Source organism: Candidatus Hydrogenedentota bacterium (assembly GCA_019695095.1).
Lineage (GTDB): Bacteria > Hydrogenedentota > Hydrogenedentia > Hydrogenedentales > SLHB01 > JAIBAQ01.
In genome coordinates this window covers 17,706-31,348 of record JAIBAQ010000066.1, presented here as the reverse complement: position 1 = coordinate 31,348, position 13,643 = coordinate 17,706, and the positions used below count along the sequence as shown (strand labels likewise).

Below are 13,643 nucleotides of genomic sequence, written 5' to 3'. Positions count from 1 at the left end.
CTTCCCGCTCGCGTGGGACATTACACCTCAACAATGCTCGACGGAATTACGGAACAAAGCGACCTCATGTGGTCAGGATGCGGCCCTCAGAAGATCCTGCTGTCGTTCCGATTCAATCGCGATTTGTATCCGAACCCCGATGCCGATGCCGAACCGGAAACGTTGTGGCCGCAAATCGCCCCGCGACTATTTCCGGATCTGCGTGGGCAATACGATTTCGAGAACCTGCTCGACTACACAGGGATCACGGTTGCCGAGTTGACGCAATCGCTGTGGGAATTCGTCTGGCGAGGCCGGGTATCCAACGATACTTTCGGTTCACTACGCAAAGGCATCGAAACGAAGTTCAAACCGATTGAAACGGCGAAACGCATGGCTGCGCCCACGAGCGCGGGAATGCGGGGACGTTTCAACGCGTGGAAGTCTTCTCGTGCTTATCCTGGTCACTGGTATGTGTTACCCGAGATACAAGCAGACATGGATGCGCTCGACGAAGAGGAATTGAATCAGGAGCGTATACGCGTGCTGGTGGGGCGCTATGGAGTGCTTTTCAGGGAAGTGCTCGCACAAGAGTTGCCTTGTATGCGCTGGGGTGCTTTGTTCAAAACGCTGAGAAGAATGGAACTGGCTGGTGAACTTGTAACCGGGTACTTCTTTGAAGATATCCCAGGCCTGCAATTCACCACATCTGCCGCATTGGAGACGTTCCTTGGTCCAATGCCGGAGGAATCCATCTTCTGGCTCAATGCGACCGACCCGGCCTCGTTCTGCGGATCGGAATTGCCCGCGCTGAAGGAAACGCTGCCGCGTAGGCTTCAGGGTACGCACATCGTCTATCATGGAGCGCGTCTCGTAATCGTCTCCAAGGGAAATGGAAAAGAACTTGAGATTCGCGTACCCGTAGAATCCCTCGACTTGCCAGACTACTTTGGATTCATGGAGCATTTGCTGGCAAGGTCATTCATGCCGCTGCCATCGATAGCCATCGAGACGATTAACGGCGAACGCGCTGCTTCCAGCCCATATCTGTCAATTCTGGAGTCCCTCTTCGAAGTGGCGGCCGACTGGAATAAGGTGACCGCTTACAAGAGAGCATGAAGGGACCTAAACCTGCTATGCTATATAGAAGGTTGCACCTGCAAGGCTGCGAGGTTAAGCAATGCGTAATTTCAGCTCTGCCTTCCTATTGCTTTTAGCTGGAGTCTGTACCGGTTGGTCGCAGTCTCATGTCAAGGTTCCCGAACTCGAACTGGAAGTCGCCTACCCGCTGGAAGGGTCGGAGTCGACGGAGCCTTCGGGGCTTGCACTCTCAAACGGAACCTTGTTCTGCGTCTCGGATAAACAGGATTCGTGCATCTATAAGATTGACATCGAGAACGGCAAAGCATCACTTGAACCTGCCATCTGGTTTGAATTGCCAAACGAAGGACCCGAAGGGCTTGCGGATTTCGAGGGAATTGCATGCGACACAGACGGCACTTTCTATTTGGCGAGTGAGAAGATGTTTCGTGTGCTCAGAGTCTCGTCAGATGGCAAAGACACACGCTGGATTACACCCGACTTGCGACCCGCAGGCGAAGACGCGGGACTGTTTCATACCGAGGGCGCCAATTTCGAGGGAATTGCTCAACTCGACCCGACACACTTCTTCCTGTGCGCGGAACGCCAACCGCGCGGCATAGTTGCAGTAGACATTACCTCCGAGCCTGCATCGACGAAGGCGTACAAGCTGGACAAGGCAACCGTACCCCCCCACGGCATTCGTGTCCCCGATTTCACAGACCTCTGTTATCACGATGGGGTGCTATACGCCTTGGAGCGGAACGCTGAGATCATCTCTACGGTCGAAATCCAGAACGAAAACGTGAGCGTGAAACCCTGGCGCTCGTTTCACGATACAGCAGATCGCAATGAACTGCGCTATACGAATAGCCGCTTCGGGATGGCCGAAGGACTCGCCATCGACAGCAATCGCGTGTACGTTGTCCTCGACAACAACCAAGACGCGCGCGCCAATGACCCGAACGACAAACGGCCCCTGCTGTTTATATTTAGGCTATAGCGATGAACGAAACCTTCCTCCATGGCAAAGTCAAAGCGCAAGCCATCCTGCTGCGATGGGCCCGGCTGCTGGCGGTGGGTTCATTCTTAGGGGTGCTGACGCCGTGGATTGGCGGTCTTCACTATCTGGTTGAACTCGGTTCCCATTTCATCCCGATCTACGGACTCATGGCATGGCTCTCCTTCGTAATTCTCGTTGCCTTTGCCAATAAGCGCATGGCCGTGTTGCCGGGAATCGCTCTTCTGGCGACAGGAGCGACGATCGCTTTCTCGTATGCAAAGCCAGAGACGTCGCCTGGGACGGGAATGTCGCTTCGTCTGATGATCTCGAATGTGCTCACCACCAACAAGGACTACGCAACATTCATTGAGCTTGTCAAGAAGGAAGAGCCCGATGTGGTCGTGGTGATGGAAATCAATGATGCATGGGTAAAGGCGCTCGAACCCCTTGAGGCGGATTACCCCCACCGCACGTACCGGCCCAGGGAAGACAACTTTGGAATTGGCATTCTGAGCAAGAAGTCGGTTAGGGAGACGAGCGACATCGATTTGTGCGGAGTACCTGCTCTCCAAGCCGTATTGTCAATGCAGAGACAGAGAGTCAATCTTCTGGCCGTACACACCTTGCCTCCTGTGAATGCGGAAAACGCCGGCAGGCGAAACGCTCAACTCAAGATGATCGCCGATATAACGAAGGACATCCGGGGACTTGCTATCGTGGCCGGAGATCTCAATACAACGATGTGGTCCCCCTCGTTTCGCTCGTTGGTTAGAGAATCGGAATTGCGGGATGCACGGAGGGGATTCGGCGTGCACGCGACATGGCCCGCCGATTTGGCTCCTTTCATGATACCAATCGATCACTGCCTCTACAGGGCTCCGACAAGTGTGAAAGACTTTCGAACTGGCCCCTCCTTCGGTTCCGATCACCTTCCACTCATAATCGATTTTGCCGTGCCTGGATATCGCTCGACGCGAAGCCGTTTCTAGTTCTTTCACGATAAGCAATACCTTCCTGTTGCTTCCGTTTTGACTCACGAGCCCGTTCAGGTAGATTCTTTCCGGTAAGTCCACGGCATTTCTTCGTGGCAACGGGAATCAGTCGGCAGAGAAAGGAGTATGCTCTCATGAATCGGCGCGAGTTTCTTCGGGTTGGCGGGACGGTAGCGGCTTTGGCGTCGCTGCCTGCGTCCGCAAAGGACAAGAAAGGCAAATCCTCCATGTTACGAGTTGCGATGCTGAGCCAATGGCACGTCCATGCGAAAGGATATGCCGATTCATTGCAGAAGATGCCGGATGTAAAACTCACGGCCGTTTGGGATGAAGAACCCGAACGCGGCAAGGCGTGGGCCGAGAAACTGAAGGTCGATTTTGAGCCTGATTTGGCCAAGGTCCTTAAACGCAAAGACGTCGATGCGGTGGCATGTGATGCGCCCACGAACCGGCACGCCGAAGTGATGGTGGCCGCCGCAAACGCAGGCAAGCACATCTTCACCGAGAAGGTTATGGCGCTGACGGTTGATGAGTGCAAGCAAATCAGCGATGCGGTGGCAAAAGCCGGCGTCAAGTTCTGCATTTCGTTCCCGTACCGCACCCGGCCGGAAGTGCTCTACGCGCAGAAAGCCGTCGAAGACGGCCTGCTGGGACAATTGACGTTTGTCCGTGCGCGCATTGCGCACAACGGGGGCAGCGGCGGCTGGCTTCCGAAGCACTTTTGGGATCCCGTGCAATGCGGCGGCGGCGCCATGATGGACCTCGGCGCGCACCCGATGTATCTCATACGTTATTTCGGCGGGCAGCCTAAGCGAATCTCCTCGACGTTCAATTATTTGACTGGACATGAAGTCGAAGACAATGCCGTGTCCGTTGTTGAATTCGAAAACAAGGCAATCGGCGTCGCCGAAACCAGTTTTGTCTCGACCATGAGCCCATTCAGTCTTGAGCTATCGGGTACTGAGGGCAGCTTGCTCATAGGCGGCGTGGATGAGCAATCCGTCAAGATATGTTCAAACAAGTTGGGGACGAAGGAATGGGTCACGCCCGATTCCTTGCCTGCGGCTCTTCCTGGGACCACCCAGATGTGGGTCGACGGGATTCTTCGCGGCGCACCGATACCATTTGACACGGAAGCGGGCACGCAACTCACGGAATTGATGCAATATGCTTACGTAGCCCACAAGGAAGGGCGGCACGTGGAAATACCGAAGCGATAAGCAGTGCTTGTTTAACCCGCATTTGTCACCGCATGTAACCCTACTGTTGACAAGTGCGGAAAGAGGGGGTCTCGTTTTGAAGTATCAACGCGTAGTTATCATGCTCACGAGCTTTCTACTGGCCTTTTCGGTTGCCGCTTATGCGGCCGAATCGCCGCTGTTCGAAGATGTCCATGTGGTTTCGTTGCCGAAAGGCAAATTTGGTTATCGGGGCATGCCCGGAACGATCGCAGCTTTGAATGACGGCCGTTTGTTGCTTGCGTACACCCGCATGCTGCCAAGCGGCAGCGGCGACGGTTCCATTGCGGCCAAATACTCATCCGACAATGGCAAGACTTGGGGTGAAGAGTTCGTGCTGGTCCCGGACCCTGTACCGGCGGGTCAGGACTACTATTGCCATCCGAGCCTTTTGCGTCTGCAGAACGGCCAGATCTTTTTGTCGTACATCTATGGTAGCGGCGCGCCCATGCCAAACATGTTTGGCGGCAATTACTATCGGCGTTCCGCGGACGACGGCAAAACGTGGGGCGACCAGCTCATTGTGACTGCACACCCCGGTTACAACATCGTTCACAATGACAAGTTCATCCAACTGTCTTCGGGTCGTATTCTGGCGCCGGTGGAGTTTCATCTGGACCATTCGCGAGGCGACCACGCCGGATACGTGAGCTACACGGTGTACTCCGATGACAATGGTTACAGTTGGCGTGAGAGCACCAACATGGTGAACATGCAGCCTATCGAAACGCAAGAGCCGCACGTTGTCGAATTGAAGGACGGGCGGATCATGATGCTCATGCGCACCTATAACGGGTTTGTAGTTCGGAGCTATTCAAGCGATAAGGGAGAAAGTTGGTCCGAAGGCGAGAAGGTCGAAGCCCTTACGCTGGCGCCAAACAGTTCCGCGCTGAATATCAAACGCATTCCCAAGACGGGTGACTTGGTGCTGCTTCGCTGTTCGAATGGCACCGACGGCCGTCGCACGCCGCTGGTCTCGATTTTGTCTAAGGACGATGGCGCAACGTGGACCAATGAGCGAGTCATCGGCGGAGACCCGGAGGACGACTACGGATATCCCGGTCTCACTTTCGTCGATGATGTTGCGATTATCGTCTACCACATGCGGGATGGATTACACGTAGCGCGCATTGGCACCGATTGGTTCTACGCGGAGTAGACTCAATTAAGTGGCGCCGGGCTCGATGAACCCGGCGCCACTTGTTTCATCACCCCAGTTTCCACGGGGCGCGGTATTCTTGGTTAATCAGCGCATTCGCCGCGTCGTTGCCGATCACGCGTTCGTTGGCGGCATCCCACTTGATCTCGGAGTTGGTCCGCAGCGCAAGGTTCCCGAGGTGCGCAACGGTCGATACGAAGTGCGCCAACTCCAGGTTTTCGATCGGTTGCTCACGCGATTTAACGCAATCGAGGAAGTTGCGCACGTGCGCGGGGCGCGCGTCGTCGCTATTGCCATGAGTCTCGGCTTGAAGGCCGCCGCCGAGCTTGGGCTCAGGCAACAACTCCCACCCGTATTCACCGACGATGACCGTACCTTTCGAGCCGCTGAAACAGACGCCGTGCGGATGGCCGTTGATGCCGACTCCACCCTGCATCTGATGCTCCCACACAAACACATACGAGGGGAATTCGAAGACTGCGATTTGAGTGTCGGGCGTCTCGCTATTGTCGTCAACGACGCGCTTGCCGCCATACGACGTTACGCGGGTCGGCGGTTCGGGTCCCATTGCCCACAACGCGATGTTGATAAGATGGACGGCCCAATCGGTCATAAGCCCACCTGCGTAATCCCAGAACCACCGGAAATTGAAATGGAACCGGCTCGGATTGAAAGGCCGCAACGGCGCGGGACCGAGCCACATATCGTAGTCGACGCCCGGTGGCGGCGGACAGTCTGCGGGATTGCCAATGCCGCCCAGCCAATCCAGGTAAGCCCACGCTCGCACTTGGCGGATCTTGCCGATCTTGCCGGACTGCACGCATTCGACCGCTTCCCGCCAATGCACACCGCTGTGCCATTGGGTGCCCATCTGGACGACGCGGTTGGTGCGTTTCATTGTGTCCAACATGACACGCCCTTCATTAACGAACTTGCCGAGTGGCTTTTCGACGTAGACATCTTTGCCCGCCTGACAGCCGTAGATAGTTGGCAACGCATGCCAATGGTCGGGCGTGGCCACAACAAGCACGTCAATGTCCTTGCGATCGACAACCTTCCGGAAGTCCTTGACCGTCTTCGGCGCTTTGCCGCGCATGTCGGTGACCACTTTGACACCCTTCGCGATCATGGCATCGTCCACGTCGCAGATGACGGGGCACTCCACTTCCGGGTTTCGCAGAAACGTAGCCAAGTCTCCGCGGCCCATCCCCCCGGACCCGATAAGCCCGACGGTCACCTTCTCATTGGCCGAGACTTTCTTCCGTGCGCCTAAGTGCATTTCCGTCAGGCCTCCCACGAGGGGAAACGCACTCCCCGCCAACGCCGTCTTGGTCATGAAGTCTCGCCTGGACATCGATTTCATGGATCTTGCCCTCCCGTTGTCTACCCGCCGACGCCTCTATTCTTGCAGAAAGCCCACAAAAGAAAAAAACTGGACTCAAAAGGCGTTCCAGACGTGTAAACCTTTGCGGGCCGAACCGCGTCAGAAGTAGTGACGGGTTCAAAAATGCAGTTGCGTTGGTTTCGTAGCCCTACTATGATACGGTGTATTGGGGCTGTGGATATGGAATTCGCTGGGGCGGTATCAGCGAAACCGGCGCGCGGGGAGTTTGAAATGGAGACTTTCTACTTGGTGTGTGCCTTGACAGGTGGCACGGTAGTTGTCATCCAATTCCTATTCACCTTGGTGGGAATTGGGCACGACGGAGGCGATGTCGGTCACGACGTTGCTCATGATGTCCACGCTGGCGATCACGATGCCAATGCTTCCATGTTTTTCGGCATGTTGAGCATCCGCGCCTTGTCGGCGGCAGTTGCCTTCTTTGGAATTGGAGGACTCGCCGCCAGCAGTTCGTCCTATTCCGGTCCGATGGCACTCATGATGGCTCTGTCGTCCGGTGCTGTCGCGATGGTGCTCGTTGCATGGATGATGCGACTTCTACACAGCCTGGGTTCCGAAGGGACTATCCGAATGGATCACATCCTGGGTGCAACAGGGACTGTCTATTTGACAATTCCCGAACGCAAGACCGGGTTAGGAAAGGTTACAGTAACGGTGCAGAATCGAACTGTGGAATATGACGCGCTTACAGCAAAAAGCGCGCTTACCCAAGGTGCGTCAGTAGTCGTAGTCGGCGTTGTGAGTCCCGACACTCTGGAAGTCGAGTCTGCAAGCACAATGGAAGGGAATGAAGATGCCTCCTAGCATTTTCCCAACGGGTAGCCTCGTGATTCTTGCCGGTGTAGTTCTCTTTGCGATTCTAGTGTGCAGTTTCTTTCTGCTGCTCATTAAGCGCTACAAGCGCTGTCCAAGCAACCGGATCATGGTGATATACGGCAAGGTGGGCAAAGGCAATACGGCGCGATGCATTCACGGCGGCGCGGCCTTCGTGTGGCCGTTAATCCAGGACCACTCGTATTTGAGCCTGGAACCTATCCAGATTGAGGTGCCGCTGAAAGACGCGCTTTCCATCGAAAACATCCGCGTCAATGTGCCCAGTGTATTTACGGTCGCCATTGGCACGCACCCGGAATTGATGACCAACGCGGCGATTCGCTTGCTGGGACTCGACCTCCCGCATGTGAAAAAGCAAGCGGAAGACATCATCTTCGGTCAGTTGCGGCAGGTGATCGCGTCGATGAGCATTGAGGAGATCAACCGAGACCGCGAGAAGTTTCTTCACGCCATCCAGAGTTCGCTGGAACCCGAACTGAAGAAGATCGGTTTAGTCCTGATCAACGTAAATATTACCGACATCACGGACGAATCGGGTTACATCGAAGCCATCGGCCAAAAGGCGGCATCGCAAGCCATCCAGCAGGCGCGCGGCGACGTGGCCGAGCAGGAAAAGCTGGGCGAAGTCAGAGTGGCCGAGGCCGAACGTGACAAGCAAGTTCAAGTTGCGGATGCCGCTAAGCAGCGCAACATCGGTATTCGTACGGCGCAACAGGAACAAGCCGTGCGGGTGGCCGAGTTGGGCAAGCTGCAATCGGTTGGCGAGCAGCGCGCGGCGTTCGAACAGGAAATGGAAGTCAAGAATGCGGAACGCGACAAGCGTGTCGCGGTGGCCGACGCCGATGCATCCGCCATAAAGGGCGAAAAAGACGCGGACCGCGCCAAGCGTATCGCGATAGCCGAAGCCAATGCCACGGCCATTCAGGGCGAGAACACCGCGCAGGCCAGAGTTGCCGCTTCGAACGCCGAGTTGCAGGTTAAGAAGTCCGAAGCCTATCAAATCGGTGAAACGAAACAGCGCGAAGCTGAAGCTGCAGTCATGGAAGCGCAGAACCGCGCCATGGCCCGCGCCGCGCTCGCCGAAGCAGAACGTATCGAGGCAGAACGCCGCGCCCAGCTTGAAGCTCCCGCAAAGGCACAGAAGGCGCAGATCATCGTGGAGGCCGAGGCCGCCGCGGAGAAGCGTGTCATCGAGGCGGAAGGTGAGGCGGCTGCTATCTTCGCGAAGTTGGACGCCGAAGCCAGAGGCCAGTTGGAAATCCTCGCCAAGAAGGGCGAAGGCTTGAAACGGATCATCGACGCGTGCGGCGGCGCCAACGAGGCATTCCAAATCCTGCTGCTTGAGCATCTCGACAATCTTGCCAAGACTTCGGCGCAGGCCATTTCGAACATCAAGTTCGACAAGGTCGTGGTGTGGGAAAACGGCGGGGCCAATGGCACTTCGGCGACGGGCAACTTCATTCAAGGCATGGCCCGTACACTTCCGCCCATGCTGCAAGTCATGCGCGACATTGGCGGAATCGAACTGCCAGAATCTCTGATCAAGTTGGCGAATGAGTCTACGCCAAGTGACAAATCGGCCGCGACAGGCCAAGGCACCGGGTCCACGGAGAAATCGTCATCACGCACCAAGACGGAGAAACCCTCCGGCCTCAGTGGTGAGGGCGTGTAGTTCTAGCGCCCTTGGCCGACGCCTCATCGGGCGCCACGGGATTTGAGAGCATCCCCGTGTGCGACGATGGGGCGTCGATCGTTTTCATCTGTGGTGCGGACGATTGGTAGAATAGACTGTCTTAGGACGCGGTTCCGTTCAGTCAATCCAGAGGTGTCCGGCGATGACTTGTTCAATTTTCAGCGGTCTCTTCCTATTGTTTGCTGTTTCTCAACCGGTTGACGGCACGCCTGCGCCGAAAACGCCGATTGTGTACACAACGGACTTGTATCATCCGCACGACGATCCGGACGATCACTACGACTTGGCGACTCTCTTCGCGATGCCGGAGTTCGATATTCGCGCCATCGTCATTGACTGCGGAGAGCGCGGGAAAGAGCGCCCCGGAATTCCCGCTATCAAACAGATGGAGAAGCTAACAGGAAGGCAGGTGCCCTACGCGGTAGGGCTAACGGCCAACTTGCGCGACTTGGACGACGACGGGACTTCCCAACCCGCTGAAGACCAAAAGGGCGTCGAACTCATCCTGTCTGTCTTGCGCGATTCGGACAAGCCCGTCACGATTTTCGCGACGGGCAGCATGCGCGACGTGGCCGCCGCGTACAACCGCGCACCGGACTTGTTTCGAACGAAGTTGGGACGCATCTACATGAACGCCGGTAACACGAACGGGAAGGATATCGAGTGGAACGTATCGCTCGACGTCAACTCCTATCGACGCATTCTCGAAAGCGGACTACCCATCTATTGGGTCCCTTGTTTCGGCACGGAGACGCGTCAATCGTTCTGGGTATTTCGCCAGAGTGATGTTTTGGACAGAGTGCGTCCCGAATTGCAGCAGTTCTTCATCTATGCTCTTGACAAGACGCCTGTCGTAGATGACGGCCCCGTGAAGGCTCTCACTGCGCCGATCCGTAGTGAAGCCAAATCAAAATGGTGGCCTCAAGAGCGGAACATGTGGTGTACGGCGGCATTTCTGGATGCGGCAGGGCGAAAGGGAAAGACTTTCGATTTTGCGCCCGCGATGTTTCGCCTCGAACCGGACGGGAAGACCGCTCTGGTGACAGAAGGCGGCATGAGCGTTCCGACGATTCGGATTCTTGACCCCAAAGGATATGCCGAAGAAATGAAATCGGTGCTTCAATCGCTTCTGAGCAGTTTGTAGAGTTCATGCTGCATGCGAGGAGGGGGTATGGAAAAGCGCTGTGAGTGGGCTCGTGGTGACGAGTATATCCGCTATCATGACAAAGAGTGGGGAGTGCCGGTTCATGACGATCGACTGCTGTTCGAGTTCCTCATTCTTGAAGGTGCGCAAGCAGGTCTAAGCTGGTCAACGATATTGAACAAACGAGCCGGGTACCGGGAACTCTTTGATGGTTTTGCTCCAGAGAGAGTGGCCCGATTCGATGCAGCGAAGATCGCACTCCTGCTGCAAGATGCCCGCATCGTGCGCAATCGCGCGAAGGTGGAGGCCGCTGTGGCCAATGCCAAGGCATTCCTGGCCGTGCAGAAGGAATTTGGCTCCTTCGACGCTTACGTTTGGGATTTCGTTGGCGGCGCGCCCAGAATTAACGCGTGGCACGCGCTCAAGGAAGTGCCCGCGCGCACTCCCGAATCCGATGCCCTCAGCAAGGACTTGAAGAAAAGGGGATTCAAGTTTGTCGGATCCACCATCTGCTATGCCTTCATGCAGGCGGTTGGGATGGTCAACGACCATCTGATCCACTGCTTCCGCCACAAGGAATTGGGTGGACGCAAGACGAAAAAGTAATCGAGCCCCTGCGGAAAGCAGAGGCTCGATCCAAATTAGCGGTTGCCTAATTCGTAGTTGCCGAAGGAGTAGCAGGAGCCGGAGCAGCGGGACTCAAAGCCGGCGGCTCATAAAGCGTGATATCGTTCTGAACGCCGGTTACGCCGAGGATACTCATGGCCAGACTGCCGGCCAGTTCCTTCTGTTTCGGCGAATCCACAATCCCCGTGAGAATGCAGAGCCCGTTTCGGACCTTCACGTTGAGGTCACGCACGCTGATGTACTTGTTCACGAGAAGAGCCGCCTGAACGCGCTTCTCAACCCACTCGTCGGACGCGGTCCGCGCAACGTCCGTCACGATGTCCGTCTTTTCTTTCGGCTGTACCGTGAGTTCGTTTCTAACGCTCGTGACACCTTTGGTCTCTCGAACAACGTCCTCAATGTGCTGCTTCTCCAGCTCATTTCCGACGACGCCGTACAACGTCACCGTTCCGCCCTCGCAGCGCACACCGATCTTTAGCCCCTTCAATTCCTTGTTGTAGAGCAAGCGCGTGCGAATCGTCGCCGTCAGGGTGCTGTCATCGACGCGTTCGCGCCACGAGCGTTGAGAACGCTCCGACACCACGGTTCCGACGACGGTTATGTTGTTGACGACCTCTTTGACTCCCTCGACCGACTTCGCAAGGTCGCTGGCAAGTTCCTTCTGGATGTCATCGGCAACGCTGCCGGTAAGGGTTACGACCCCTTTTGACGTGGTGGTATTGATATTGAAGGGACTCAAGTGCTCGTTGAGCAGGAACAGACCTTCAATTCGTCCCGTTATGGTTGCATCTTCGACAGGCTCGGGAACTTGAGCCTGTTGAGCGTACGACACGGCACACACCATCAATACAACAAGCAGCTTGAATCGAACTGCGTTCGAGTTTCGCATGGCGACTTCTCCTTAGAGAATCCCGACCTGCTTCAACTCGTCAATGCCCGTTCGCACTTCCTGGGCGGACTTGTGAAGCGCGGCCAACTGTTCTTGAGTGAGCTTGAGCTCGATGATGTCTTCTACACCGTCCTTACCCAGACGGCACGGCACACCGGCGTAGACATCCGTGAGTCCATACTTGCCCTGCAGATATGCCGCGCACGGCAATATCTGTCCTTCGTCGCGCAACACGCTCTCCACCATACGAGCGGCGCTCGCGCCCGGCGCGTAGTAAGCACTTCCGGTTTTCAACAGAGAGACGATCTCGCCTCCGCCCTTGCGAGTCCGCTGCATAATGGCTTCAACACGGTCGGCGGGCATGAGCTGCGTAATGGGAATTCCGGAGACGGTTGTAAATTCGGGCAGCGGCACCATGTCGTCGCCATGCGATCCCAGAACCATCGTGTCAACGCTCTCCATGCTGACATTGAGCTCTTGCGACACGAATGCGCGCATCCGGGCGCTGTCCAGCACACCCGCCATGCCAAGCACGCGGTTCGGCGGGAAATCGAGCAACTTGTACGCGAGATAACACATCACATCGAGCGGGTTTGTCACGATGATCACCACGCTCTCCCGCGCATACTTTCGGATACCTTCACACACGCTGCACATGATGCGCCCGTTCTTCTCCAAGAGATCGAGACGGCTCATGCCCGGCTTGCGGGGCAGACCCGCAGTCACCACGCAGACATCGACACCGGCGATATCCTTGTAATCGTTGGTGCCGGTCACGTCGCAACTGTAGCGGCGTACAGGACCCGCTTGCAGAAGGTCGAGAGCCTTGCCTTGTGGCATCCCCTCGACCACGTCCGTTAGGATTACGTCACCCAATTCCATATCCAGGCAGTACTGCGCGGCCGTGGAGCCCACGTTGCCAGCACCAATACACGCGATCTTAAAACGACTACCTCTAGGCATGACTTCCTCCAGTCAATGAGTTTCGTGTCATCCGGACAGTAGGCGAATTATATCGGAGAGTCTTCATAATTCCAATTTGTACGTGCTCTGTGTACCATACGTTCCGAGAAACGCGCGGGATATGGAGAGAAACATGGCTGAACCGACCAATTTCTTGTACGAGCACGCCTGGGGACCCGTCTACGGATGGTTCTCCGTGAAAGGCCTCTACCGGCTCGAATTGCCCCGGCAGGACACCCCCGTGGAACGGCGCAGCATTCTCCATTCTTCCGTCAATGACGGTCGCGTCTGGAGACTTAATGCGGCCCTGGAGAGGTACTTTTCCGGGCAACACGAGACATTTGGCGACATTGCTCTAGACATCGATGACGCGACACCCTTCCAGCGCGAAGTATGGGAGACGGCAAGAACCATAGGCTGGGGGCAGACAGCGACCTACGGCAGCTTGGCGGAGGCCATGGGAAAACCCAAGAGCTCTTCTCGCGCCGTCGGGCACGCCCTCGGTCAAAACCGCATCGCGATACTTATCCCCTGCCACCGCTTCCTCGCGTCCAACGGCAACCTGGTCGGCTTTGCGGCAGGCTTGGAGTGGAAGCAGGAACTCATCCGGCTCGAAGGCGGCCTGCTGGCTTAGCGCCAA

At 56.3% G+C, this 13,643-nt stretch carries 13 protein-coding genes; 10 read left to right on the top strand and 3 right to left on the bottom strand.

Annotated features, from left to right (window positions below):
* The 5 genes from K1Y02_12630 to K1Y02_12610 form a co-directional block, all read left to right on the top strand.
* The coding region (locus K1Y02_12630; protein ID MBX7257201.1) for an ATP-dependent helicase at window positions 1-1,098 on the top strand (1,098 nt) is incomplete at its 5' end.
* Window positions 1,099-1,159: 61 nt separating this feature from the next.
* Window positions 1,160-2,062, top strand: a complete 903-nt coding sequence (locus K1Y02_12625) for an esterase-like activity of phytase family protein (protein MBX7257200.1) — start codon at window positions 1,160-1,162, stop codon at window positions 2,060-2,062.
* Window positions 2,063-2,064: 2 nt separating this feature from the next.
* The gene (locus K1Y02_12620) at window positions 2,065-3,051 is read left to right on the top strand and encodes an endonuclease/exonuclease/phosphatase family protein (GenBank protein ID MBX7257199.1); all 987 of its coding nucleotides are present in this window, start codon (window positions 2,065-2,067) and stop codon (window positions 3,049-3,051) included.
* Window positions 3,052-3,281: 230 nt separating this feature from the next.
* Window positions 3,282-4,274, top strand: a complete 993-nt coding sequence (locus K1Y02_12615; protein MBX7257198.1) for a Gfo/Idh/MocA family oxidoreductase — start codon at window positions 3,282-3,284, stop codon at window positions 4,272-4,274.
* 76 nt (window positions 4,275-4,350) lie between these two features.
* The gene (locus K1Y02_12610; GenBank protein ID MBX7257197.1) at window positions 4,351-5,451 is read left to right on the top strand and encodes a glycoside hydrolase; all 1,101 of its coding nucleotides are present in this window, start codon (window positions 4,351-4,353) and stop codon (window positions 5,449-5,451) included.
* A gap of 49 nt (window positions 5,452-5,500) precedes the next feature.
* Here the strand turns inward: K1Y02_12610 and K1Y02_12605 are convergent, their stop codons facing one another.
* The gene (locus tag K1Y02_12605) at window positions 5,501-6,814 is read right to left on the bottom strand and encodes a Gfo/Idh/MocA family oxidoreductase (GenBank protein ID MBX7257196.1); all 1,314 of its coding nucleotides are present in this window, start codon (window positions 6,812-6,814) and stop codon (window positions 5,501-5,503) included.
* 252 nt (window positions 6,815-7,066) lie between these two features.
* Here K1Y02_12605 and K1Y02_12600 point away from each other — a divergent pair, with 252 nt between their 5' ends.
* From K1Y02_12600 to K1Y02_12585, 4 genes are all read left to right on the top strand, one after another.
* On the top strand, window positions 7,067-7,657 hold the full coding sequence (locus K1Y02_12600; GenBank protein ID MBX7257195.1) for a hypothetical protein: 591 nt from the start codon (window positions 7,067-7,069) through the stop codon (window positions 7,655-7,657).
* Complete coding sequence (locus tag K1Y02_12595; GenBank protein ID MBX7257194.1) at window positions 7,641-9,359, top strand: flotillin family protein; 1,719 nt, start codon at window positions 7,641-7,643, stop codon at window positions 9,357-9,359. Before K1Y02_12600 ends, K1Y02_12595 begins: the two co-directional genes overlap by 17 nt.
* 163 nt (window positions 9,360-9,522) lie before the next feature.
* Window positions 9,523-10,524: a nucleoside hydrolase gene (locus tag K1Y02_12590; protein MBX7257193.1), complete on the top strand. Its 1,002-nt coding sequence runs from the start codon at window positions 9,523-9,525 to the stop codon at window positions 10,522-10,524.
* A gap of 27 nt (window positions 10,525-10,551) precedes the next feature.
* Entirely contained in the window at window positions 10,552-11,130 is a 579-nt protein-coding gene (locus K1Y02_12585; protein ID MBX7257192.1) for a DNA-3-methyladenine glycosylase I, read from the top strand.
* A 46-nt stretch (window positions 11,131-11,176) separates the two neighbouring features.
* On the opposite strand, the gene K1Y02_12580 is transcribed toward K1Y02_12585, so the two are convergent.
* Both K1Y02_12580 and mdh read right to left on the bottom strand, forming a co-directional pair.
* Window positions 11,177-12,040, bottom strand: coding sequence for a BON domain-containing protein (locus K1Y02_12580; GenBank protein MBX7257191.1), 864 nt, complete (start codon window positions 12,038-12,040; stop codon window positions 11,177-11,179).
* A 12-nt stretch (window positions 12,041-12,052) separates the two neighbouring features.
* Complete coding sequence (gene mdh / locus K1Y02_12575; GenBank protein MBX7257190.1) at window positions 12,053-13,003, bottom strand: malate dehydrogenase; 951 nt, start codon at window positions 13,001-13,003, stop codon at window positions 12,053-12,055.
* 133 nt (window positions 13,004-13,136) lie between these two features.
* On the opposite strand from mdh, the gene K1Y02_12570 reads away from it, so the two are divergent.
* A complete protein-coding gene (locus K1Y02_12570; protein ID MBX7257189.1) occupies window positions 13,137-13,637 on the top strand; it encodes a methylated-DNA--[protein]-cysteine S-methyltransferase in 501 nt (166 codons plus the stop codon).
* Window positions 13,638-13,643: the final 6 nt, after the last annotated feature.